Below are 23492 nucleotides of genomic sequence, written 5' to 3'. Positions count from 1 at the left end.
GGCCGCACCTGCATCATCGGCGCCCTGGACAAGGCCGCCGAGACCATGGCCGGCCTCTCCGGCACCCGCATCCACGAGTAGTCTCTACTCTGTTGCCTCTCTCGTGGGCGCCAGGCAAAGCGCCCACAAACTACCTCTCTTCATGAGCCCCGCAGTCCGCTCCGACTGCGGGGCTTTTGCTATTCACCTAGTCATTGGGGACAAACCCGGCACTTGGGGACGGTCCTTTCCTGCCGGCAGCTTGGGACAGTCCTTAATAGTCATTGGGGACGTTCTTAAACGACTAGTCAAACAAGAACGTCCCCAACGACTACTCATTTAAGTCTGTCCCCAATGACTGCCCAATGGCTGGGAAGGCGCATCCCACACCGACGCATTGCCTTCGGGCCCTCTCCCCAGGCTCTCCATAGCTCAGCTGGACTCCCCGCAACCTGTTCCGAGTTGGCGGAACGAGCGCGACGTGGAGTGTCATTCTTTACCGCGTTAGACTAGACGCAGGGAAAGGAGGAGGACATGGATGCTCGCGTCAAGCAGCTTGTAAATATGATCGAGGACGCTCAGCCTGTCGCTGTCGCGGTACTTGCCAAGCGTCTCGAGGTAAGCGAACGCGCCGTGAGAAACTATATCCATCGCGCAAACGACAACCTTGCAGGGGTTGCACGCATCGTTGGCAGCAAGGGGCAGTATCGTATCGATGTTGCACGTGCAGATGAGCTTGCTCGCTTGCTAGACGGTGCGGCTCTGGCTCATCCGGGCATTCCTGATACGCGCGACGGCCGTGTGTCCTTCCTTCTTAACGACCTCCTCATGCGGTCCCAGTGGGTGACGATTGAGGAGTATGCGGATTTACTCTACGTTTCGGCGCGAACTCTGTCCAATGACATGCGTCTGGTAGAGCAGAAACTCGCCCAATTTGACTTAACGCTCGAAAAGCGCCCACGCTACGGAATCCGCGTTGCGGGCGGGGAGTCGCAACGGCGCCTGTGCCTCGCCTCGCTGGTGAGGCCCGTGTTGCCCGACACCGACGATGCAAAGCTCGCCGAGCGCCTGCGGGCCATCGCCGCATGTGTGGACGATGCCCTGACGGCCTCGCCCGTCACGGTGAGCTCGCTGGCATCCCGCAATCTCATCATGCATCTTTACATCGCTCTTGGCCGCATCGAGCAGGGCTGCTATGTCCCAGCTGCAGAATCGGACGTTCAAAAACTGGAGGGAACGCGCGAATACGCCGCGGCTTTCCAGATTGCCGCAAACATCAAGGATGCCCTGGGCGTGAGCATGCCCCGAGAAGAGGTTGCCTTTATCGCAATCCATTTGCTCGGCAGGGGCACGGGCGTGCCCGAGAAGGGCTCGGCCGTTATCTCGGACGAGATGTGGGAGATTGCTTCCGAGATGGTACGTGCGGTCAACGATGAGTTTAGGTTTGACTTTAGCAGCGATCTTGAACTTCGCATGAACCTTGCTCGGCATATCGGCCCTCTGGGCTATCGCCTTGAATATCACATGCATATGGATAACCCCATGCTGCCCGATATCAAGACGAGGTTTCCGTTGGCCTATTCGATGGCAGCTGGCACCTCGCAGGTACTCGAGCGTCATTTTGGCAGCCAGCCCTCTGATGAAGAGCTCGGCTACATCGCCATGGCATTTGCCCTGGCCCTCGAGCAGCAAGCCGACCAGCCGCGTCGCAAACGCATCCTGATCGTGTGCGCCTCGGGAGCGGGAAGCGCCCGTATGCTAGAGCACCAGTACCGCAAGCAGTTTGGCATGTATATCGATTCGATTGAGACATGCGATGTCGCCCGCGTGGGAACGCTCGATTTTTCGCACATCGACTACGTGTTCACAACGGTGCCGCTCAACGTCAAGTTGCCCGTGCCCGTCCGCGAGGCCGATTTCTTCTTGGAGACGAGCGATGTCAACGCTATCCGCAAGGTGCTGAGCGACGACACTGCGCAATCGGACTCCGTGAGCTCTTTCTTTAGCCGTGCCCTGTTCTTCAACCGCGTTGAGGCGTCGTCGAAGCAGGCCGTTCTCCGATATCTCTCCGAGCGCGCCGTCGAGAGCGGCCGTGTCGATGCCCAGTTTGCCCAAGAGGTCGCCGAGCGCGAGAGCGCGAGTGCCACCTCGTTTGGCAATGGGGTAGCCATGCCCCATGGGATGCATCCCTTGAGCGCCGAGGCCTTTGTTACCGTGGGCCTGCTCGAACATCCCATTCTTTGGGACGAATACGGCCATGAGGTCGATATCGTCTTTATGGTGTCGTTTGCCCGGTCGGGCGGCGATGAGGCGCGGATCTTGAGCTCACTGCTCGCCGAGATCTTTATGGACCGCCAGGGGGTCGAGCGCCTACGCGAGCGCCGGTCCTGGCATGAGCTGATGGCGCTTGTGCAAGCGCATACGGCTTAAGACTTCTTTTGTCGATAATCCTGTCTGTCTACCTGCAATAAACCTCGAGGATTGCGGGCGGGAGATAGGCGTTTCGAATATTCAAGTACAAACCAAACATCACGGGAGAGGAGACCGTTATGGACGATCAGGGAACCGAGATGGTTTCGTTTCAGCTGGTCGCTGCAGCGGGAGAGGCGCGCAGCCTTGCCTTCGAAGCCCTTGAAAAGGCAAAGGCGGGGGATTTTGACGCTGCCGCCAAACTCATGAAGCAGTCAAAGGATGCGGGAATCAAAGCTCACCACATCCAAACGCAGCTGCTTTCGACCGAGGCGGCGGGCGAGCATCTGTCGGTGGATGTGTTGCTGGTCCATGCTCAGGACCACCTCATGTGCTCCATGCTTGCTCAGGAGCTCGTGCAGGAGCTGATCTGCCTGTATGAGCGCACTGCAGCCAAGAACGCCTAACGGCGTGCGGCGACTATCCAACCAATCAATGCGAAGGGAATCCCTTATGAAGATCCTTCTTGTTTGCGCAGCTGGCCTGTCTACAAGCATTCTGATGAAGAAACTCGAGAAATACGCGGAGCAAAACGGCATCGAGCTCGATATCGATGCGGTGGGTATCGGCGAGTATCAGGAGACCTGCGCCGATTATGACGTGCTGCTCTTGGGGCCGCAGGTGTCCTACCAGCTCAACACCGTCAAGCAGGGGAGCGGTAAGCCGACCGCGGTCATCCCCGCACAGGACTACGGCATGGGCAACGCCGCCAACGTGCTGGCACTCGCCCAGTCGCTGTTGGGCTAGGAGGCGACTATGGAAAAGTTCATGACCCTGCTTCAGGAAAAACTGACCCCTATTGCCAATTTCTGCGGCGCCGAGCGCCACTTTGCCTCCATGCAAAAGGGCTTTATGAGCGCGATCAGCTTCATCTTGGTCTCTGCCGTCTTTATGATCATCGCCAACCCGCCGGTCACGGCCGACCTGGTGGCGCGGGGCGGGTTCTGGTCCGTCTTTGGCCCTTGGCTCGATTTTGCCACGGCCAATAAGCTCACGCTGCTCATCCCGTTCAACATGACGATGGGCATACTGTCGGTGATCGTGACGTTCGCAATCGCCTATAACCTGGCGGGCACCTACAAGATGCCCAAGCTTAACGCCGGTATGACCTCGCTGGTGATGTTCCTGATCGCCGCGGCGCCGTCGTCCTACTACCAGCTTGCTGATGAGTCCGTGCTCCAGGCGGTCCCCTGCACCTATCTGGGTGCGCAGGGCCTGTTTACCGCCATCATCGTTGCCCTGGTCTCCGTCGAGGTCACGCGCTTCTGCCAGACCAAGGGCATCACCATCAAGATGCCCGATGGCGTGCCGCCGTTTTTGTCCGAAACCTTTGGCGCCATCGTGCCTATGCTCGCCAACATCCTCATCTTCTTTGGTGGCAACCTGCTGATCCAGATGATCGATCCCACGCTGTCCATCCCCTCGGTTATCGAGAAGCTGCTCGCTGCCCCGCTTTCCGTCGCAGTTGACTCTGTGCCCGGCGCACTGCTTATCTGCTTCATGACGCTGCTGTTTTGGTGCTTTGGCGTCCACGGCAACATGATCGTGATGCCCATCACCGCCCCGGTCACGCTTGCCGCCTTTGCTGCCAACGCCTCGCTCTACGCTGCTGGGCAGCCGCTTGAGTTCCACCCGGTATTCATGTCGATGGTCATCAACCTCATCGGCGGCACGGGCAATACGTTCTCTTTTGTGGCGCTCTGCGCGTTTAGGGCAAAGTCGCAGCAGCTCAAGGCATTTGGCAAGGCATCGATCGTGCCGAGCTTCTTCCGTATCTCCGAGCCCGCGATCTTTGGCGCACCCATCATCTTCAACCCGATCCTCATGGTTCCGTTCGTGCTGGGCGGTATGATTTCGGCCCTGCTGTATTGGGGTGCAATCTCACTGGGTCTTGTCTCTAACTTCTACATCTTGGTGAGCGGCACGTTCCCCATCTTCGTTCAGGGCTTTATCCAGTGCCTCGACCCGCGCATCTGGGTATTTACGATCGTTTTGATCGTGGTCATGGCTGTGGTCTGGTACCCGTTCTTTAAGGTGTACGACAACCTGCTCCTGGCACAGGAGCAGGAGAACGCCGCGGCAGCTTCTGCCAAGGATGCTGAGTAGCATGGGTTACTTTGACAGAACGTCTGCTGCCGGTATGCCCGAGGGCTTTTTGTGGGGCGGCGCGCTCGCTGCCAACCAGGCCGAAGGGGGTTGGAACGAGGGCGGCCGCGGTATGTCGCACTCCGACCTGATTCCACAGGGTCCCGACCGCTGGGATGTGATGTTTGGCAGGCAAAAGCCCGTGGATGATCCGGACAGGCTGTATCCATGCCGTTGGGGCAACGACTTCTTCCATCATTGGCGCGAGGACGTCGAGCTCTTTGCCGAGATGGGCTTTAAGTGCCTGCGTCTTTCAATTTGTTGGAGCCGTATTTTTCCCACAGGGATGGAGGCCGAGCCCAACGGTGAGGGCTTGGAGTTTTACCGTCAGGTATTCGAGGCGCTGCGCGAGCACGGAATCGAGCCGCTCGTGACGCTGTCGCACTACGACTATCCGTTGGATCTGGTCGAGCGTTATGGTGGATGGCAAAGCCGAGAGATGATCGAGCGGTATGCGCACTACGTCGAGACCGTCGGACGTGCGTACCAGGGCCTCGTGCGTTATTGGCTCACCTTCAACGAGATCAACAGCGTGGCGCTGTCCTATCTCAACGCGGGCGTCACGCTCGAGGATGAGCGTGACCGTGCAGCCGTGACCGCGGCGTTCTCGCACCATATGTTTATGGCGAGCGCTCGCGCTGTCGAGATCCTGCACAAGATCGATCCCGCAAACAAGGTGGGTTGCATGATCGCTGCCGGTGCGACCTATCCGTACCGTTGTGCGCCCGAGGACGTATGGCTTGCGTATGAGGAGGACCGCGGCCGCTACTTCTACACTGACGTGATGGCTGCGGGCGCCTATCCTGCTTGGAAGCTGCGTGCGCTCGAGAAAGAGGGTGTTCACGTGCCCTTTGAGCCGGGCGATACGGAGTATCTGGCCGAGCATACCGTCGACTTCATCTCGTTCTCGTACTATTGCTCGCGCTTGGTGTGCGCCGATGACCAGGTGATCGCTGAGAAGGCGGAGGGCAACGTGTTCCCGACGCTGCGCAATCCGTACCTCAAGGATAAAGAGACTGCCTGGAAATGGCAGATCGATGCGCTGGGTTTGCGCGTGACGCTTGCCGGCTACCACGATCGTTACCATCTTCCGCTCTTTATCGCTGAGAACGGTGTGGGCGGACTCGATGCGCTGGAAGACGGCAAAGTCCACGATGCGTATCATATTGATTACCTGCGCAGGCATATTCTTGCGCTGCGCGATGCAATTGTCGAGGACGGTGTTGACCTGATGGGATACACGCCGTGGGGCTGTATCGATTTGGTGTCGGCCTCGACGGGGCAGATGAAGAAGCGCTATGGCTTTGTTTATGTCGATGCCGATGATACGGGCAAAGGCACGTTCGATCGCTACCGAAAGGACAGCTTCTGCTGGTACCAAAAGGTCATTGCATCAAATGGCGAGGACTTGAGTTAACTCTTGCAGGTCTGTTGCCCCCGCGGTCCGCTTCGGCCGCGGGGGCTTTTGCTATTGAGGCGGCCGTTCATGAGGAGCATTGCAGACTGCGGAAACCCGGCACTTGGGGACGTTCCTTTCCTGCCGGCAGCTTGGGACAGTCCTTAAAGGCCGAATCGATCAACTGCGGAAAGCACATCCCAGAATGAGCGTCCAACATGGGGTGCGGTTTCCTTGAGGCCCTCAATCGGAAAATGCATCCCGGATTTTTGTCGAAAAGCGGTCCCTAGTTTCCCAAACGGGCCGCTAACGGAAAGTGCATCCCGCTATTGGGCCCCAAAGCAGGATGCGCTTTCCGTGCTGGCAGTTCCAAGCAGTTCGGGATGGCCCTTTTCGTCTGCTCTCGGCCGGCGTCCGTAAGACTGTCCCCAACGACCACTCATTTAAGTCTGTCCCCAATGAGTGCTCACTGACTAGTAGTAGGCCCACATGGCTTCGACTTCGTTGAGGACTTCTACGACGCCCCAGCGACGGGCGCTGCGGCTGGCCGAGTTGGGGTCGTAGACGCCAATCTGATTGGCATTGTCGATGCCGTAGAGCACGATGTAGTGGCCTACGTTGGTAAACGTACCGGGGCGCACTGCGGCGATAACGGGCGCACCCGAGTGAAGTGCTTGGGTAATCGATTCACGATCGTTATAGAGCTGTGTTCCGTTGAGTCCCAGCTGCCACGCACCGCCTGTCATAAACGACCACTCGGTGGCACCAGTGGGGGCGTAGTTGCCGGCTTCGGCCAGCGCGCATATATCGACCGGCGTCTTATCGGTGTGGCCGGTCTTAAAGATATAGACCATGGTGAGGCAAGTGGGACCGCAAGCGTTTTCGCGGATAGTGCCACCGGCATAGGACAGCTCCGACCATGCGGGGTCAATTTGGTAGATGTGGGGCATGGTACCGGCCTGCCATTGCGAGCGTGGGGTCGAGAACGCAAAGGAGTAACCGGGCGCGACGGGAGCTTTAAGCAGCTTGTCCTCGGCAGTGGGCTCAAGACCGGCTGATCCGTGGGAGATACAGGATCCCAAAAACACAAAGACGAGGCAGGCGGCAATGGAGCAAAGCGCAAGGCGTAGGCGGCGGGCCGGAAGCACGTGGCTTGTGGTATGCGACGCGGGGTGAGGGGCTGAATTGCCGCGATCGCGTTGAGGTCGCGAAAAGGAGCGTTTAACGTAGTAGTCGGTCTTACGGCGATCGTAGCGGCGCGGCTGCGATATGTCGGTCTGGCGTTGGCGTGTGCTCGTACTCACGCGGTCTGACTGCTGCACGGTACGGCTTTGTTGCCGAGAAGAAGCCCCGGGCTGCTCTTGGGGGCGCTGCTGGTTGCCGTTGTCGGAGGTGCTTCTGGGCGTTGGCGTGGTGCGGCCGGCAAGGCGCACGCTTTGTGGCCGTTGGTCGCCGTCATTGTATCCGTATACCATTCGAATCACCTTGCCTCGTGTGTAACTTGTCTATCCTACATAAAAAGATGCACGACACATGGGTATGTGCGCCAAAAGCCTGACAAATGGTATGAACGTTGCCGCGCCGCGCGCCAAGCGTCCCGGCAACAGGTATCCAAAAGCAGACAAGATGAAAGCGTCCAGGACGAATGACGTCTCCCGCCGTTCGTCCCAAAAACGGCGCCGCTCGTTTTGCAGTTCTGCCTTCGGTCGAGCCATAAGCGGCAGCGTGGCGCCGAGGCCGTATCTTAAAGCCACGAAATAAAAGCGCGCGGTCGAACAGGCCGCGCAAGGGGTGACGCCAGGGGGCGTCAAAAAGGAAAGGAGGGGAACAATGGCGGACAAGAACGCAGAAGTTGCAGTCGAGGACAACGGCGGCATGAAGAAAACGCTTTCGCTCTGGAACTTCTTCACCATCGGTTTCGGTGCCATCATCGGTACCGGTTGGGTTCTGCAGGTCGGCGACTGGATGGTCGTGGGCGGCGGTCCCGTTCCCGCTATGATTGCATTCCTCTTGGGCGCAATCTTCCTCGTGCCCGTCGGAGCTGTTTTTGGTGAGCTCACGGCTGCTATCCCCATTTCGGGCGGCATCGTCGAGTATGTCGATCGTAGCTTTGGCCGTACGATGAGCTACATCACCGGCTGGCTCCTGGCCCTGGGCAACGGCATCCTGTGCCCGTGGGAGGCCATCGCCATCTCGACCCTCGTGTCCGAGATGTTCGGCAGCCTGCCCGGCCTTGAGTGGCTGCGCGCCGTCAAGCTCTACACCATCCTGGGCGCCGACGTTTACCTGTTCCCGACGCTGATCGCGCTCGGCTTTGCAACCTACGTCATCTTCCTCAACTTCCGCGGTGCCAGCTCGGCCGCCAAGCTGCAGGCCTTCCTGACCAAGGCCCTGCTCTGCGGCATGCTACTCGCCATGGGCGTCTCGCTGTTCACCGGCTCGCCGGACAACGCCATGCCCGTGTTCTCCCAGGTCACCGGTGCTGGCGGCGGCAAGCCCGCTACCGAGGGCACCAGCCTGTTCGCAGGCATCGTTTCGGTCCTGGTTCTGACCCCGTTCTTCTACGCCGGCTTCGACACCATTCCTCAGCAGGCTGAGGAAGCAGCCGAGGGCCTCAACTGGAACAAGTTCGGCAAGATCATCTCCTTGGCTCTGCTGGCCGCCGGCGGCTTCTACATGGTCTGCATCTACTCGTTCGGCACCATCCTCGACTGGCATGAGTTTGTTAAGAGCCCGGTTCCCGCGCTTGCCTGCCTCAAGGGCATCAACATGCTCCTGTACCTGGCCATGCTCGTCATCGCCACGCTTGGACCCATGGGTCCGATGAACTCCTTCTACGGCGCCACGAGCCGCATCATGCTCGCCATGGGCCGCAAGGGCCAGCTGCCCGAGAAGTTCGCCGAGGTCGATCCCAAGTCCGGCGCTCCCAAGCTCGCCTGCGTCGTTCTGGGCGTCATCACCGTCGTCGGTCCGTTCCTGGGCAAGAACATGCTCATCCCTCTGACCAACGTGTCGGCTCTCGCCTTCATCTTCTCCTGCGGCATGGTCGCCCTCGCTTGCCTGCGCATGCGCTTCACCGAGCCCGACCTGCCTCGTCCCTACGAGGTGCCCGGCGGCAAGTTTGGCATCAGCCTCGCTATCGTTGCCTGCGGCACCATCATTGGCCTGCTCGTGATCCCGTTCTCTCCCGCCTCCCTCAACATGGTGGAGTGGAGCATCGTGATCGGCTGGCTGGCTGTTGGCCTGGCCCTCATGGCCTTCACCAATTCCCGCAAAAAATAACGCCTAGCCGGGACGGATCGGGTGTGCGGGGCCCTCTCTCCCGCGCACCGAACCCGGCACCACTTGGGTAGTTTTGTGAGGCCTTAACCCAACGCGGCCTCGCCCACTATATGGATCCATAAGGAGGAACCATGTCCACTAAGTATGCAATCGTTGGCGGCAAGCTCATCGACGGTACCGGTGCCGAGCCGGTCGAGAACTCCCTCGTTCTCGTCGACGACAATGGCAAGATCGAGTACGCCGGTGTCATGCAGGACCTTCCCGAGGGCGTTGAGGTTATCGACGCCGCCGGCAAGACCGTCCTTCCCGGCCTGATCGACACCCACCTGCACTTCTCGGGCAACCTGACCGACGATGACACCGACTGGGTCATGCAGCCGCTCCTCGAGAAGCAGGCCGTCGCCGTCAAGCAGGCCTACGACTGCCTCACCCACGGTCTCACCACCGTCTGCGAGATCGGCCGCTTTGGTATCCAGATCCGTGACTGCATCGACAAGGGCGTCTTCAAGGGCCCGCGCGTTCTGGCAACCGGCCTTGGCTTCTGCCGCGTTGCCGGCCACGGCGACTCCCACCACTGCAGCCAGGAGCTCAACAAGGAATCGCACCCCTGGGGCGATCAGGTCGACGGTCCTTGGGATCTGCGTAAGGCCGTCCGCCGTCGCCTGCGCGAGAACCCCGATGCCATCAAGATCTGGGCTACCGGTGGCGGCATCTGGCGCTGGGACTCCGGCCGCGACCAGCACTACTGCTCCGAGGAGATTCAGGCCGTGGTCGAAGAGGCCAAGATGGTCGGCATCCCCGTGTGGAGCCACTGCTACAACAACCACGCCGCTGCCTACGATTCCGTCCGCTTTGGCTGCGAGCAGCTGATCCACGGCTTCGATATCGATGAGCGCACCATGGACCTCATGGCCGAGCAGGGCACCTTCTTCACCCCGACGATCGCCTTCCTGCCCACTTGGTACGCCACCTATCCGCCCGTCTACGTCCCCGAGCTGCACGACAAGTACGAGGGCACCCTGGTCGAGAAGGAACTGCAGCGCAACTACGACTGCCTGCGCGAGGCCAAGAAGCGCGGCGTCGTCATGACGATCGGCTCCGACTCCTTCTCCTTCGTCACCCCGTACGGCACCTGCTCCATCGAGGAGATGTACGAGTTCGTCGACAAGATCGGCTTCACCCCGGTCGAGACTATCACCTGCGCCACCCTCAACGGTGCCAAGATGTGCCACATCGAGGACGAGACCGGTTCCATCGAGGCTGGCAAGTGCGCCGACCTGCTGGTCGTCAATGGTGACGTCGCCGCCGACATCCACGTGCTCAACACCGACAACATGGACGTCATCATGAAGGACGGCTGGATTGTCGAAGCCGGCAGCTTCGGCGAGGCAAACAAGTACAGCGCCTAAGCTACCGTTCATCGATGGCTGGATGTAAAACACAGTATTTGATTGCATAATGCAATGGAGAGGGTCGCTTGCGGCCCTCTTTATTGCTATGGGGTGCGTCAGTAAGAAGGGGATGACGGTGGATCTCAATAGGCTGATTCTGGGCAAGAGCTACAACTCTACCAAGGTCTTTCGTACCGCTCAGCATGTGGTTCAAGCCATCTTGCTCGGTATTGTCGTTCCGCTGCTTATCCTGCTGCTCATCTGGGATCTAACCGATAATCCCAATCCCGTTCCGGCCGTTGTCGTCATTGCCGGCTTGGTCATGCTGTGCTTCTTCTTCTCGTACGTCTTTGTCGTTCCCGACGACCTCACATCGAGCGCAACCGACCGCACGCTCGCCATCGCTTCAAAAATATTCGCCTACACGTCGCGCGGCCTTACGCCCGAAGCTGCCCTGGGCGCCTCTAAGATCATCCTGTCCGAAACTATCGCCTCTGCCATCTGCTTTACCGACGGCAAGCAGGTGTTGGCAAGCTGGGGCGAGGACTCGGCAAAATGCCCCGCGGGCACCCCGGTGGTACTGCGGACTACGCTCAACGTGATCAACAGCGGTGAGCAAAGCGTGTTCTCGCGCGATGCCTCGACCGAGACGGGTGGCTACTTTCCGCGCCTGCGCGCCGGTATTGTCGCACCGCTTACCGTGCGCGGGCATTGCGTGGGCACGCTCGAGCTGTATTATCCCCGTCTGAGCAGCATCGATATGCGCCAGACGGCGCTTGCCTCGGGCTTTGCCGACCTCATTTCCACGCAGCTTGCGAGCTTTGAGCTTGAGCGCCAGGACGAGCTTACGGCCCGCGTGGAGCTGCGTGCCTTGCAATCGCAGGTCGATCCTCATTTTCTGTTTAACACCATCAGCACCATCGTGTCGCTCGTTCGAACCGAGCCCGACAAGGCCAGGTCGCTGCTGATCGACTTCTCCAACTACTATCGTCAGACGCTTTCTGATTCCGATACGCTCACCACGCTCGAGCACGAGGTGGAACAGGGCACTCGCTATATCAATCTTATGCAGGCTCGTTATGGCGACGGCCGTCTGCGCGTCTCGGTCGATATCGACTTTGAGGTGCGCGATTGCATGGTGCCGCCGTTTATCTTGCAGCCGTTGCTCGAAAACTGCATCAAGCACGCGCAGCGCGAGACCGAGCCGCTTTCTATTCATGTTAGGGCTTTCGAGACCGATGACGGTTTGGAGATCATCGTCGAGGACGATGGCATCGGTATGAGCGAAGAGGTCTGCGCACATCTGTTTGAGCAACATCGCCTGGAGGAGCCCGAGAGCATTACCGCCGACGGCTCCGTCAAGCGAGGTTGCGGCCTGGCGCTCTTCAACGTGCTTCAGCGCATCCATTTCTTTTACGGAGAAGATTCCGGCATGCGCGTGAAGTCCCAGGGGGGCGTGGGAACGCAGGTCATCGTCGAGCTGAACGGCGAGCCGCATGAGCCGGCGCCGTTGACGGCGTAGCACGCGGTTGGATTGAGAGAAAAAGAGGGGAAGCACATATGTCCGAAGGCTGGAACATCTTGGTGGTTGATGACGAACCTCCCATTAGGGCTGAGCTACGCTATCTGTTGGAAAAGGATACGCGTGTGGGCCAGATTGCCGAGGCGGGCAATGTCACCGAAGCCGTGGAGTCGATTCTGTCGAACAAGCCCGACGTGCTGTTTTTAGACATTACCATGCCCGGTCGCTCGGGAATTGAGCTTGCCGAGACGCTGCAGAACCTAAAGACGCCGCCGGTGGTTGTGTTTGTGACGGCGTTTGCCGAGTATGCGGCCGATGCCTATAACCTCGATGCCGTCGATTATGTCGTCAAGCCGGTCGAGGACGCACGCCTGTCAAAGGCACTCGACAAGATCGAGGCAGCCTTGGGTGTCCGTCGTGTTATCCACGCTCCGCGCCAGCCTTTGCGTCTGACGGTGGACCGCGGGGGCAAAAAGGTGTTCATTCCCGCCGCAGACGTCTGCTACTTTGAGGCGCGCGCCGATTTTTGCAACGCCATCTGCGCCGAGGGAACGTACCTGATCAATGAGTCGATCTCTTCGCTCGAGCGTCGCTTGGTCTCCGAGGGCTTTATTCGCGTTCATCGCAGCTATCTGGTCAATTTGGAAGACGTGCACAATGTCGAGATCGGTTCCACGGGTCTTATGGAGCTCAGGCTCGATCGCGTAACCTCGACGGTGCCCGTGTCCCGCCGTCGCGCTGCCGAGGTTAAAGCACACTTGGGGCTTGCGTAGACGGTCTGCGTGCCGTCGTTTACCATCGCAGGTTTGGCATGGGCGCGCGGTGGGCATAATGGGTGGCATCGAATGAAATCGAAAGGATCATTATGCCCGCGCTTATCACCCATCATCTGTTTGGCGAGGAAAGCATCGACCGTCTTCCGCAGGGCGTCATCACGTCCGATGAAGAGCGCATTGCCTTTATCTTGGGCAACCAAGGCCCCGACCCGTTTTTCTTTCACATTCTGACACCGCGTGTTTCCGACTGCACGCTGCTGGCGCAGGTCATGCATCGGTCGCGTATGTCTCGCCAGTTCGCGTGCCTGCGCGACGGCGTGTCGCATCTGTTGCCGCGCGACGCCAGCTTGGGTCGCGCCTTTGCGCTGGGCCTGCTGTCTCATTACGTGCTCGACCGCAACGCCCACCCCTTTGTCTATGAGCAACAGTTTGGCATCGTGGAGTCCGATTCAGAGCTTGAGGATTCGAGCAGTCAGGTCCATGCCGTGATCGAGAGCGACCTGGATGTACTGATGCTGCAGCTTAAACGCGATGGCGCTACGGTCGACGATTACCCGCCGGCGGGCGAGATCGTCACCACCGACCGTATCAATCGCGTTGCCGGCGTGCTGATGAGCTATGTTGCCGGACGCGTGTACGGTATTGACATTCCGGCGGGGGAATACGGTGCCGCCGTTGCCAATATGCAGCGACTTTACCGCGCGATTGAGCCGGCCGGCTCCGTAAAGACGCGCGCGATCTCGTTGGTTGAGGGCTTGGTGCACGACTACTCGCTGCTCGACGGCCTTGCCCATCGCGTGACGACGGAGCTGCCCGAGCGCACCGGTAACCTGGGCCATCTGACATGGAAGAATCCCTTTACCGATAAGGTCTCGAATGAGAGTTTCCCCGAGGTCTTTGATCGCGCGCTGGTCGATTACGAGTGCACGGTCGCGCGTTTTATCGAGACCGGCGACATGGAGGCCGTGACCAGTCACGTCAACTACAGCGGTCGCGTGCTCAATGTCGATGAGGAGTTCGACCGCGAGGAATAGGGCCCATGCGTGCCCCTTTGCCGAATCCTTACCGGTGCTTCTGGACAATTGGGGTACGATGAATTAACTGCATATCGGGCGAATACGAAGGGTCCCTGTCCATGAAATACACCAAGCTCGAGCGTAACTGGGTCATGTACGATGTGGGAAACTCGGCCCTCGTGCTGCTCAATACCTCGGTGGTGCCCATTTACTTTAACGCCATCAATACCGGCGCTTCCTCGGCCGACCTGGTGGTCGCCTGGGGCAATGCGCAGACGATCGCCTCGCTGGTCATCGCCATGCTCATGCCCATTCTGGGCGCGCTTGCCGATTACGCCGGCAACAAGATCAAGTTCTTCTTGGGCTTCTTCCTGACGGGTCTCGTGCTTTGCTTTGCACAGGCTATCCCGATGTCCGCCATGGCGTTTTTGACCGTCTATGTGCTGTGCGCCATCGGCCTCAACTCGTCTATGACGTTCTACGACGCCATGTTGCCCGATGTCACCACCGATGAGCGCATGGACGCCGTGTCGAGTTCGGGCTTCGCTTGGGGTTACATCGGTTCCACCGTGCCGTTCATCATCTGCCTGGCGCTCATTATGGGCGGTCCGGCCCTTGGCGTCCCCACCATGTTGGCCACGCGCCTGTCGTTTATTATCACCGGCGCCTGGTGGCTCATCTTTACCTTGCCGCTCATCCGCACCTATAAGCAAAAATACGGTCGCGAGCGCAAGCCCGAAGACACCATCGGCCACATTGTGGGCGGCGTGTTCTCCGAGGTCGGACACACCATGCGCGAGATCGCCCACAACAAGACCGTGCTGGTCTACATGATCGCGTTCTTCTTCTATATCGATGGCGTGCACACGGTCATCTCCATGGCAACCAGCTACGGATCGGCCTTGGGCATCGATTCGACCCAGTTGGTCCTGGCGCTGCTCGTCACGCAGTTTGTGGCTTTCCCGTCCGCCATCATCTACGGCAAGCTCGCCGGCCGCGTGGGCACGCTCAACATGATCTTGGTGGCAGTCGCCGCCTATATGGGCATCGTGCTCTTTGCCGCGTTCTTCCTCAAGACCGCCTTTGAGTTCTGGGTGCTTGCCATTTTGGTCGGCCTGTTCCAGGGCGGCGTGCAGGCGCTCAGCCGCAGCTACTTTGGCCGCATTATTCCCAAGGAAAAGTCCAACGAGTACTACGGCTTCTTTGATATCTTTGGCCGCTATGCAAGTGTTATGGGCACCTTCTTGGTGTCGGTCGTCACCTCGCTGACCGGCAACCCCTCGCTGGGCGTCCTGTCTATCGGCGTGCTGCTGGTGGTGGGCTTTGCGCTGCTGGTCCGTCTGTCCCGCATGTCTCAAACGGCAGAGCAGGCCGCATAGGAACTTGCCGGTAATTGCGTCCGCCGCGATACTCTTTTGGGGCTATCCGCAATAAACATTCTGACTTTCGAACAATGATTAGCCCAAGTGGGTATGATGGAGTCAGCTAGGTCGCGGGGCGTCGCCTGTGTTTGGCGGCGTCCCGTTTTTGTGTTGCAGGGAGGGTAAGGCATGAACGCCACGGTCGTGATTCCAACGTATTGGGCGGGCGATGACGCTCGCGCAAACGCCCCTGGCACCTATGACCATTCGACACGACTCAACGCCGACAATCCCGAACTCGACCGCTGCCTGGCCTCGCTTGAACAGGTGCGCGACATCCCGCGCATCATCCTTTTGGTGGTCTGTCCCGTTTCTGCCACAGCCGATGTGTCGCTGCGCGTGCACGAGATTGTCGACGCGCATCCCACGCTCAAGGTCACCGTTGTCACCAACACCCAGGCCTCGCGCATCGCAGACCGGGTTGCTCAGATCGCGCCCAAGGGTTCGGGCGAGTGCGTGAGTCTGCGAGGCTACGGCGCCATCCGCAACATGGGGCTGGCCTGTGCCGCTGTGCTGGGGCATGACGCGGTTATCTTTTTGGATGACGATGAGACTGTCATCGATGCCGACTTTATGAAGCGCGCGACCTACGCGCTGGGTCAGCAGACGCGTCAGGGCCTGCCGATCTTGGTCAAGAGCGGCTATTTCTACGATCGCGACGGATCGCCGCTGGCTCCCACGGACAAGGCGGGCATCTGCCATCGTTGGTGGACCAAGCGCATCGAGTTCAACCGTTGGATGAAAAAGGCGCTCTCGGGCACCCGCATCTCGCGCTCCAACTACGTGTGCGGCGGCCTGATGGCCCTGCACGCCCGCGCCTTTACGCGTGTGGCCTTTGACCCGTTTATCACCCGCGGCGAGGACTTGGATTACCTCTTTAACATGCGCATGTTTGGCTACGACGTGTGGTTCGATAACGAGTGGACCGTGCGCCATTTGCCTCCGGAGTCCGAAAAGCGCTCACCGCGCTTTATGCAGGATGTATACCGTTGGTACTACGAACGGGCCAAGTTGACGTTCGCCGCGCATCAAAAGGAGCTCATTCCTGTTACGGCGGCATCGCTCATGCCCTACCCGGGCCCGTGGATTTCGCGCGAGCTCGACGACCGCGTGCGCAAGACCGCTATGGTCCGCAGCGTGTTTACCCGCGAGCATGAGGGCTACCTGCGCATCTGGCGCCATGGTATCGACGAGGCAAAGGCCTATGCGCGCCAAAACGCTGCAAGCTACCTGCGTTTCCAGAGCTTTTGGCCAAAGATCATGGACGGGCTTTGGCGTGACGCACAACTGATCAGTATCCTGGAGGGGGCCGAATGATCGACCGCCGCGCCCAGCGCGATAGTTCATTATCAATCTTTCGCATCATTGCCGTTGCCTGCGCCATTTGCGTGCTGATGTACTTTATTTTTGCCCTGGTGACCGGCATCGAGCCGATCGCCACGGTGATTGCCTGCGCGCTGCTGTGCATCTTTCTGTGCATCTTTATCTTTTTGACGCTCAATCCCGATTCGGTGCGCTCGCAGTACACCGAAGAGACGCTCTCGGTGGCCTCGGCCATGCTCGAGGACATTAAGGGCGGTCTGACGCAGGAGTCGGCGCGTTTGGTGTGCCAGCGCATTTTGCCCGAGACGCGCGCCATGACGGTGGCCATCACCGACGAGGAAAACGTGCTTGCCTGCGCGGGCGAGTTTGAGGAAAAACTATTGCCAGATTCTCCCATCCACACGCTTGCAACGCGCTACGTTATCGAACATGGCATCGTGCAGTCGTTCAACCGTATGGTGGATGTCGTGGGTTCGGACGGATCGCACAACCAAGTCCCCGCCGGCATTATCGCTCCCATCAAGGTGGGCGATCGTACCGTCGGCACGCTCAAGTTCTACTACAAGACCCCGCGCGCCGTCGACCGTACTCAGTACGCGCTTGCCTCGGGCTTTGCCGAGATCTTGTCCACGCAGCTCGCCATCCACGAGCTCGAGGTGCAAAAGGAACTCACGGCGCGCGCCGAGGTGCGTGCGCTGCAGGCACAGATTAACCCGCACTTCCTGTTCAACACGCTGAACACCATTGCATCGTTTACGCGCACCGACCCGTTGCGGGCCCGCGAACTGCTTCGTGAGTTCTCATCGTTCTATCGCGCCACGCTCGACAACTCGGGATCGCTTATTCCGGTCTCGCGCGAGGTCGCACAGACCAAGCGCTACCTTACCTTTGAGAAGGCCCGCTTTGGCGAGGACCGCGTGCTTGCAACGTTCGATGTGTCCGAGGACGTGGAAGATACGCTGGTGCCGGCGTTCGTGATTCAGCCGATTGTCGAGAACGCCGTGCGTCATGGTATGGGCGATGACGGCGCCCTGAGGATCGACGTGACCGTTCACCAAGACGGCGAGGATGCAATCTTGATTGCCGTTGCTGATAACGGCGTGGGCATGGATGAGGGTACCGCCGCCAGACTGTTTGACGAGCGCTCTGCCCGTCCCGACGCCAGCTCTCCCCAGGGCGGCGGCGCCGGTGTGGCCATGCACAATATTTCGGAGCGCATCCATCGCTTTTATGGGCCACACTCCTATACGCGTGTCGAATCGGCGCCGGGCAAGGGCACCAAAGTGCTTCTTCATCTTGATTTGTCAGAGAGCATCTTTGACATTCAAGAGTAAAATAAAAGGCTACGGGCTCAACGTCATGCGACGGATGCCCGGCGTAGTTAGTTGACGAAAGGTTTTATCCCTATGCTGCGTGCGATGATTGTGGATGATGAGGCGCCGGCTCGCTCGGAGCTTCGCTTCTTGCTCGAGCAAACGGGCAAGATCGGCACGATCACGGAGGCGTCGAGCGTCCGCTCCGCCATCGAGATGCTTATGGAAAGTCGCGTGGATGTCGTGTTTCTCGATATCTCGATGCCCGGTGCCTCGGGCCTGCAACTTGCCGAGGCGCTGCATAAGCTCAAAAATCCGCCGGCGATCGTGTTTGTGACTGCGTATAGCGACCATGCGGTCGAGGCATTCGACGTGGATGCTGTCGATTATCTGATGAAGCCGGTCGAGGAAGCTCGCTTGGATCGCGCGATCGAGAAGGTCATGCAACGCGCTAAGCCGGTTACGGACAGCAAGGTGACCATCGAGCGTATCCCGGTGGAAAAGGGCGGCCGCAAGGTGCTCATTCCCGTGGACGACATTCGCTTTATCATGGCCAAGGACGATTACTCCTGCATCTATACCGTCGATGATCGCTTTTTGTCGACGACCTCGCTGGCGCAGTTTGAGGCCAAGCTCTGCGACTTTGGCTTCTTCCGTGTTCACCGCCGCTATATCGTCAACTTGGCGTGCGTTACCGACGTTGAGACGGTGCCCTCGGGCGCCATCCAGCTGGGCATTACGGGCGTCGACGAACGCGTGCCGGTTTCGCGCCGCCGCGTCGTGCCGCTCAAGAAGGCTCTGAGTCTCTAGCACACTGGCCCCGCGGCCCTGTGGACCTATCGTCTGCGGAGCCGTGGGGCCTTTTTGTATGTATCTGCCAAATCGTTTTTTGCGGAAGGGATCCCATGAACAGTGCAAGCGCCAAGCGTATCGACATCATCTCGGACACCCACGGCTATCTTTCGCCCGCGCTCTTAGATGAGCTTAAAGGTGCGGATTTGATTATCCATGCCGGCGACCTTACGTCGGAGATGGACTACGAGCATCTATGCACCATCGCCCCTGTGCGGGCCGTACTGGGCAACAACGATTATTACCGCGACTACGGCCCCGATGTGGATCGCCTGGCGCTCTTTACCTACGAAGGCCTCAAATTCGCTGTAGCCCACTACCGCGAAGACCTCCCGGTGGGATCCGTAGACGTAGCCATCAACGGCCACACCCACGTAACCAAAGAAGCCCAAGTGGGCCGTTGCTTGGTCCTCAACCCGGGCAGCGCCAGCTACCCCAGAGGTACCCGAGGTCCCACTATGGCCAGAATGCTCGTCAACGACGGCCAAATCATAAGTACCAAGTTTATTGACCTAGAGTAACCGCAACAAAAACGGGGGATGCAGATCGCATCTCCCGTTTTTTATGAGCCAAAGGTCAAAGTTCAACAAGATCCATCAGACCAACCCCGCCGAGGAGCACGCGGGCTAGCCGCGCAGCGGCGCACGCCCACAAAACTGGTTGAATAATGTGACGGCAGGGAGGGTCTCCGGGGCTGAGGGCGGGGGTTAAGTTTGTCGCGAGTCCCGCACGCAAAGGAAAGCACTTAATGTGCTTTCCGTCTTGCGCAGGACTGTAGAGCAGCAAACTTAACCCCCGCCCTCAGCCCCGGAGACCCTCCCGGAGGGACCGAAAAATTTTTTCAAAAAAGTTGTTGCGTGCCGGACAGACTTCTGTGTATACTAATCCCCGCAGCGCACGCGAGCGGAAACAAACGCGAACGCCTGCCTGGGGAGTTAGCTCAGTTTGGTTAGAGCGCCGGCCTGTCACGTCGGAGGTCGCGGGTTCGAGCCCCGTACTTCCCGCCAACGCAATTAAAGCCACGTCTTCGGACGTGGCTTTTTGCGTTTGATGCACTTTGTTTCGATAGAACGATCGCCCTGGCGCATCTTCGCCCAGAATCCCCGTACCTTCGGGAACGCAAGTAAAATCCAATAAGTATATCTGTCTAAACAGCAGCTTTGTTGCGCAACACCTGTTCAACGAGACAGGGGGTTAGGTTATACTAAATTGCACTGTAGGCCGCATCTGATGCATTTCGCTCCAAGCGCGGCACTCAGTGGATATCCTATTTATCATTTGGATGTCCTAGCGGTCATTTAGCGTCTCGACACAAGCTCGGCCCCGGAGCTCGTTCGAGCTGTTCGTATTCCTTGAAAGGGGAAAAATGGACATATCGAGGAAGACTGATTACGCCCTTCGTATGCTGGCGATGCTTACCGAGGATCCGGAGCGTTTGCTTTCTGTTCGCACCGCTGCCGAAGAGGTCAATGTCCCGTATTCGTTTGCCCGTTCGATCCAACACGGTTTGGTCCAGGCCGGTATTGTGGAGAGCCTGCGTGGCGTCCACGGTGGAATGCGTCTCAAGGTCAGTCCGGACGATGTCACCATCCGCCAGGTCGTCGAGGCTGTTCAGGGCCCTATGGTTATGAACGATTGCACCGCGCCCGATGGTGACTGTGCGCGCATGGGCACGTGCTGCTATCATCCCCTGTGGGCCGGAGCCCAGGCGTTGATGCGCGACTACCTCGATTCCGTTTCGCTCGGCGACATCGTCGCCCATCGCCAGTTCCCGGCTGTCGATCCCAAGTTCGCCGATCGCGATGCGTTTCCCGAGTACGCCACCTGTGCGTGCGCCTGCCGGGAGGAATAGCGCCGCATAAGGAGCATTGCCATGATTCAGGACCCCTTTCGTTCGATGATTCGTTCGGAAGGGGTCCTGCGTTATCGCGACCTTCCGTGGCGCCGCACGCGCGACCCATATATCATCTGGCTCTCCGAGGTCATGCTGCAGCAGACACAGGTTCCGCGCGTGGAGACGCGCATGCCGGCGTGGCTCGATCGCTTTCCGACCGTCCGGGCGCTCGCTCAGGCCGCGCCTTCCGATGTTTTAGACGCTTGGCAGGGCATGGGCTACAACCGACGCGCTCTGGCGCTCCACAAGGCCGCTCAGCGCGTTGCAGAGGACTGGGATGGGGAGTTTCCGCGTGAGACGCGCGATCTGGTCGCGCTGCCCGGTATTGGCCCGGCGACGGCGCAGGGCATCCGGTCATTTGCGTTTGATCTTCCGGGTGTGTATCTGGAGACTAACGTGCGCACGGTCTTTCTGCATCATTTCTTTCCCGATGTGCCCGCCGTTCCCGATCGCGAACTGGTGCCGCTAATTCAGGCGGCCTGTCCGGCGGCCCCCGGTGCGGTGCCCGACGAGATCGCTCCCTTTGCCATGCCGCTCGATGATGCCGACACGCCGCGCGCGTGGTATTACGCGTTGCTAGATTACGGCGCATATCTAAAAAAGACGTTGCCCAATCCGTCCAGGCGCTCGGCGGGCTATAGCCGTCAATCAAAGTTTGAGGGCTCGCGTCGCCAAAAGCGCGCGCATATCGTGCGCATGTTGCTGGCAGCGCGCGATGGCCAGCCGGCGGGGATTACGCTCGATGAGGCCGTCGCAGGCGTTGACGAGATGGAGGCGGCGGCCGGCCGGGAGTCGGTCGAGCGCGAGCTGGTCGCGAGTATTCTGGCCGATCTGGAGCGCGAGGGCTTTTGTCGCTCCGAGGACGATCGTTGGCTGAGTGTGTAGCCCGCTCGAATTTTAAGGTTTAGATTTTCGGCAGGGGGTACCATAAAATAAGGCCGCTCAAAGCCTATGGGCGGCATGTATTGAAGGGAAGTACACCTATGGATTTTGAGAGCTCTCAAACCAAGAAGAACCTCGAGACTGCTTTTGCCGGTGAGTCTCAGGCGCACACCAAGTATCGCTACTATGCATCCAAGGCAAAAAAGGACGGCTACGTTCAGATCTCGAATATCTTTGCCGAGACGGCGGGCAACGAGTCCGAGCACGCCAAGCTGTGGTTTAAGTATCTGCACGATGGCGCCGTTCCCAGCACTCTGGATAACCTGCGCGATGCCGCCGCGGGAGAGAACTACGAGTGGACCGAGATGTACGACGAGTTTGCCAAGACCGCCGAGGAGGAGGGCTTTGCCGAGATCGCCGCGAAGTTCCGCGGCGTCGCTGCTGTCGAGAAGGCTCACGAGGAGCGCTACAACAAGCTCGTCGAGCGCATTGAGTCGGGCGAGGTGTTTGAGCGCGAGGGTGTAAAGGTGTGGAAGTGCCTGAACTGCGGACACCTGCATGTTGGTGCCGAGGCGCCCGAGGTGTGCCCGGTGTGCAACCACCCGAAGGCGTACTTTGAGGAGCAGGTGGTGAACTACTAGCGCGTGGCGCTGGCTGCTGCGGGGCGCGGGGCGGGGAGATACCTTTCCCTCTCGCTCACGGCTTCGCAGAGTCGCGCGAGGGAAAGGCATCTCCCCGCCCCGCGCCCCGGCGTTGGGTCGTCGCGTGCTCGCTACAGAAAAGCTGATATTAAAGTTTGTGTGCCGTCCCCTATGGGGCGGCACGTTTTGTGTGGGGGTGGACAGTTAGTTCAGATTCGTATTTTCCAATCGCTCGATGGCTGTCTTTTGGGTCCTTGGAGGTCTGTTGGGCGTCATTTGGATGCCTGTTACGCCTGACTTTGGGTCTTTGATGTCCGTTATGGGGGACTAAAATGCGGCAAACGGAGCGTGTCGGCCCTTCTGTGGGGGGTCTGATTTATACATATCTGAACTAACTGTCCAGGCTGCTTCGCTTGGGGCTGTCACGTTTTACTTGAGGTCCCGGTCTCCACAATTTTCGTCAAGCTTTTGGTTAGATTTTGGTCAGCTGGCGTAAGGGTGGAAGGCCAAAAGATTGCTGGCGAAAAAAGCTCAGAGAAAGTGCTGGTAGGGGAGTTGTTGAGCTTTTCGACAGCTTTTGAGCAAAAGAAACTTTGTGGCTATTGCCGGCGATTGCGTTGCCGCGGTCATGGCGGTGCGGGATGCTGGCCGTAAGCGTCGAATGCCCCGATTTTGGAGGCCAACATGGATCTGTTTCTTGAGACTCCGCAGCAACAAGCTGAGCGCATGCTGCGTCAGCAGCAACGACTCATGGAGATGCAAATGCAAGGGGTTGCCAACCAGGCGCCTGTGCAAAACGTCGTGCCCGCTGCTGTACCTGCAGCTGTGCCCGGGTGTGAATCGGCGCCAGAGGCCTATTCCGTACAGCAAGATTCATATGCGCAGGAGCTCGCGTTCGACAAACGCCGCGCGCGCCGCCGCCGTTTGGGCCAGCGCCTGCGCACATTGGCGATGATCGTGCTCATCCCGTTGGGGCTTGCGGCCATCTTTCTGGCGTCGTATGCCCTCACGTGCATCCTCAACGGCGCATCGCCCAACGAGGTGCTTCAACATCTAGCGGCCCTGGGCCAGCGCCTAGGTGACGTCATAACAACCATCCGCGCCGGCTGGGAGAGCTAGCGTTTTAGCGCCCGCGGCTCTAAGAGAAATTTGTCTGCAAGGCAGTGAGTGATCCGTGTGTATGGCGGGGT

At 59.2% G+C, this 23492-nt stretch carries 20 protein-coding genes and 1 tRNA gene; 20 read left to right on the top strand and 1 reads right to left on the bottom strand.

Annotated features, from left to right (window positions below; genetic code table 11):
- Positions 1-513 precede the first annotated feature (513 nt).
- The 5 genes from DW029_RS04425 to DW029_RS04405 all read left to right on the top strand — a co-directional run bounded on the left by DW029_RS04425 (position 514) and on the right by DW029_RS04405 (position 6010).
- A complete protein-coding gene (locus DW029_RS04425; RefSeq protein ID WP_118345379.1) occupies positions 514-2409 on the top strand; it encodes a BglG family transcription antiterminator in 1896 nt (631 codons plus the stop codon).
- Between the two features lie 119 nt (positions 2410-2528).
- Positions 2529-2855, top strand: coding sequence for a PTS lactose/cellobiose transporter subunit IIA (locus DW029_RS04420; RefSeq protein ID WP_117565034.1), 327 nt, complete (start codon positions 2529-2531; stop codon positions 2853-2855).
- A 46-nt stretch (positions 2856-2901) separates the two neighbouring features.
- Positions 2902-3195, top strand: coding sequence for a PTS sugar transporter subunit IIB (locus tag DW029_RS04415; protein WP_117565033.1), 294 nt, complete (start codon positions 2902-2904; stop codon positions 3193-3195).
- A gap of 9 nt (positions 3196-3204) precedes the next feature.
- Positions 3205-4554, top strand: a complete 1350-nt coding sequence (locus DW029_RS04410) for a PTS sugar transporter subunit IIC (protein WP_117735417.1) — start codon at positions 3205-3207, stop codon at positions 4552-4554.
- Position 4555: 1 nt separating this feature from the next.
- Positions 4556-6010, top strand: a complete 1455-nt coding sequence (locus DW029_RS04405) for a family 1 glycosylhydrolase (protein WP_255413792.1) — start codon at positions 4556-4558, stop codon at positions 6008-6010.
- A gap of 452 nt (positions 6011-6462) precedes the next feature.
- Here DW029_RS04405 and DW029_RS11660 read toward each other — a convergent pair whose 3' ends face one another.
- Positions 6463-7464 (bottom strand): C39 family peptidase, encoded by a 1002-nt coding sequence (locus DW029_RS11660; protein WP_233541718.1) that lies wholly within the window; start codon positions 7462-7464, stop codon positions 6463-6465.
- Positions 7465-7819: 355 nt separating this feature from the next.
- On the opposite strand from DW029_RS11660, the gene DW029_RS04395 reads away from it, so the two are divergent.
- The 15 genes from DW029_RS04395 (at position 7820) to DW029_RS04325 (ending at position 23421) form a co-directional block, all read left to right on the top strand.
- Positions 7820-9271, top strand: coding sequence for an APC family permease (locus DW029_RS04395; RefSeq protein ID WP_117735418.1), 1452 nt, complete (start codon positions 7820-7822; stop codon positions 9269-9271).
- 131 nt (positions 9272-9402) lie between these two features.
- Positions 9403-10680, top strand: coding sequence for an amidohydrolase family protein (locus DW029_RS04390; RefSeq protein WP_117743931.1), 1278 nt, complete (start codon positions 9403-9405; stop codon positions 10678-10680).
- A 112-nt stretch (positions 10681-10792) separates the two neighbouring features.
- Positions 10793-12184 (top strand): sensor histidine kinase, encoded by a 1392-nt coding sequence (locus DW029_RS04385; protein WP_233543796.1) that lies wholly within the window; start codon positions 10793-10795, stop codon positions 12182-12184.
- A gap of 38 nt (positions 12185-12222) precedes the next feature.
- On the top strand, positions 12223-12957 hold the full coding sequence (locus DW029_RS04380) for a LytTR family DNA-binding domain-containing protein (RefSeq protein ID WP_117743933.1): 735 nt from the start codon (positions 12223-12225) through the stop codon (positions 12955-12957).
- Between the two features lie 92 nt (positions 12958-13049).
- Positions 13050-13994 (top strand): zinc dependent phospholipase C family protein, encoded by a 945-nt coding sequence (locus tag DW029_RS04375; RefSeq protein WP_117877545.1) that lies wholly within the window; start codon positions 13050-13052, stop codon positions 13992-13994.
- 101 nt (positions 13995-14095) lie between these two features.
- The gene (locus DW029_RS04370; RefSeq protein ID WP_118345378.1) at positions 14096-15355 is read left to right on the top strand and encodes an MFS transporter; all 1260 of its coding nucleotides are present in this window, start codon (positions 14096-14098) and stop codon (positions 15353-15355) included.
- Between the two features lie 171 nt (positions 15356-15526).
- Positions 15527-16714, top strand: coding sequence for a glycosyltransferase (locus DW029_RS04365; protein WP_117743936.1), 1188 nt, complete (start codon positions 15527-15529; stop codon positions 16712-16714).
- Positions 16711-18054 carry a histidine kinase gene (locus tag DW029_RS04360; RefSeq protein WP_117735423.1) on the top strand — a complete coding sequence of 448 codons (1344 nt, stop codon included), beginning with the start codon at positions 16711-16713 and terminating at the stop codon, positions 18052-18054. The genes DW029_RS04365 and DW029_RS04360 overlap by 4 nt, the downstream gene beginning before the upstream one ends.
- Positions 18055-18126: 72 nt before the next feature.
- Positions 18127-18843 carry a LytTR family DNA-binding domain-containing protein gene (locus tag DW029_RS04355; protein WP_006235156.1) on the top strand — a complete coding sequence of 239 codons (717 nt, stop codon included), beginning with the start codon at positions 18127-18129 and terminating at the stop codon, positions 18841-18843.
- A 95-nt stretch (positions 18844-18938) separates the two neighbouring features.
- Positions 18939-19406 carry a YfcE family phosphodiesterase gene (locus DW029_RS04350; RefSeq protein WP_117735424.1) on the top strand — a complete coding sequence of 156 codons (468 nt, stop codon included), beginning with the start codon at positions 18939-18941 and terminating at the stop codon, positions 19404-19406.
- 408 nt (positions 19407-19814) lie between these two features.
- Positions 19815-19892, top strand: a tRNA-Asp gene (locus DW029_RS04345).
- Between the two features lie 359 nt (positions 19893-20251).
- The gene (locus tag DW029_RS04340; RefSeq protein WP_117743111.1) at positions 20252-20737 is read left to right on the top strand and encodes an Rrf2 family transcriptional regulator; all 486 of its coding nucleotides are present in this window, start codon (positions 20252-20254) and stop codon (positions 20735-20737) included.
- Positions 20738-20758: 21 nt separating this feature from the next.
- Positions 20759-21664, top strand: coding sequence for an adenine glycosylase (locus DW029_RS04335; RefSeq protein ID WP_118345377.1), 906 nt, complete (start codon positions 20759-20761; stop codon positions 21662-21664).
- Positions 21665-21762: 98 nt separating this feature from the next.
- Positions 21763-22302, top strand: a complete 540-nt coding sequence (rbr, locus tag DW029_RS04330) for a rubrerythrin (protein WP_117735427.1) — start codon at positions 21763-21765, stop codon at positions 22300-22302.
- A gap of 684 nt (positions 22303-22986) precedes the next feature.
- Positions 22987-23421, top strand: a complete 435-nt coding sequence (locus tag DW029_RS04325) for a hypothetical protein (protein ID WP_117735428.1) — start codon at positions 22987-22989, stop codon at positions 23419-23421.
- Positions 23422-23492 lie beyond the last annotated feature (71 nt).

Source organism: Collinsella sp. AF38-3AC, assembly GCF_003474365.1.
Taxonomy (GTDB): Bacteria; Actinomycetota; Coriobacteriia; order Coriobacteriales; family Coriobacteriaceae; genus Collinsella.
This window is presented reverse-complemented; position numbering and strand designations above follow the sequence as displayed.

Coding starts and splice junctions, on each gene's coding strand:
- DW029_RS04425 (WP_118345379.1), top strand. CDS start 514: ATGGATGCTCGCGTCAAGCAGCTTGTAAATATGATCGAGGACGCTCAG.
- DW029_RS04420 (WP_117565034.1), top strand. CDS start 2,529: ATGGACGATCAGGGAACCGAGATGGTTTCGTTTCAGCTGGTCGCTGCA.
- DW029_RS04415 (WP_117565033.1), top strand. CDS start 2,902: ATGAAGATCCTTCTTGTTTGCGCAGCTGGCCTGTCTACAAGCATTCTG.
- DW029_RS04410 (WP_117735417.1), top strand. CDS start 3,205: ATGGAAAAGTTCATGACCCTGCTTCAGGAAAAACTGACCCCTATTGCC.
- DW029_RS04405 (WP_255413792.1), top strand. CDS start 4,556: ATGGGTTACTTTGACAGAACGTCTGCTGCCGGTATGCCCGAGGGCTTT.
- DW029_RS11660 (WP_233541718.1), bottom strand. CDS start 7,464: ATGGTATACGGATACAATGACGGCGACCAACGGCCACAAAGCGTGCGC.
- DW029_RS04395 (WP_117735418.1), top strand. CDS start 7,820: ATGGCGGACAAGAACGCAGAAGTTGCAGTCGAGGACAACGGCGGCATG.
- DW029_RS04390 (WP_117743931.1), top strand. CDS start 9,403: ATGTCCACTAAGTATGCAATCGTTGGCGGCAAGCTCATCGACGGTACC.
- DW029_RS04385 (WP_233543796.1), top strand. CDS start 10,793: ATGACGGTGGATCTCAATAGGCTGATTCTGGGCAAGAGCTACAACTCT.
- DW029_RS04380 (WP_117743933.1), top strand. CDS start 12,223: ATGTCCGAAGGCTGGAACATCTTGGTGGTTGATGACGAACCTCCCATT.
- DW029_RS04375 (WP_117877545.1), top strand. CDS start 13,050: ATGCCCGCGCTTATCACCCATCATCTGTTTGGCGAGGAAAGCATCGAC.
- DW029_RS04370 (WP_118345378.1), top strand. CDS start 14,096: ATGAAATACACCAAGCTCGAGCGTAACTGGGTCATGTACGATGTGGGA.
- DW029_RS04365 (WP_117743936.1), top strand. CDS start 15,527: ATGAACGCCACGGTCGTGATTCCAACGTATTGGGCGGGCGATGACGCT.
- DW029_RS04360 (WP_117735423.1), top strand. CDS start 16,711: ATGATCGACCGCCGCGCCCAGCGCGATAGTTCATTATCAATCTTTCGC.
- DW029_RS04355 (WP_006235156.1), top strand. CDS start 18,127: ATGCTGCGTGCGATGATTGTGGATGATGAGGCGCCGGCTCGCTCGGAG.
- DW029_RS04350 (WP_117735424.1), top strand. CDS start 18,939: ATGAACAGTGCAAGCGCCAAGCGTATCGACATCATCTCGGACACCCAC.
- DW029_RS04340 (WP_117743111.1), top strand. CDS start 20,252: ATGGACATATCGAGGAAGACTGATTACGCCCTTCGTATGCTGGCGATG.
- DW029_RS04335 (WP_118345377.1), top strand. CDS start 20,759: ATGATTCAGGACCCCTTTCGTTCGATGATTCGTTCGGAAGGGGTCCTG.
- rbr (WP_117735427.1), top strand. CDS start 21,763: ATGGATTTTGAGAGCTCTCAAACCAAGAAGAACCTCGAGACTGCTTTT.
- DW029_RS04325 (WP_117735428.1), top strand. CDS start 22,987: ATGGATCTGTTTCTTGAGACTCCGCAGCAACAAGCTGAGCGCATGCTG.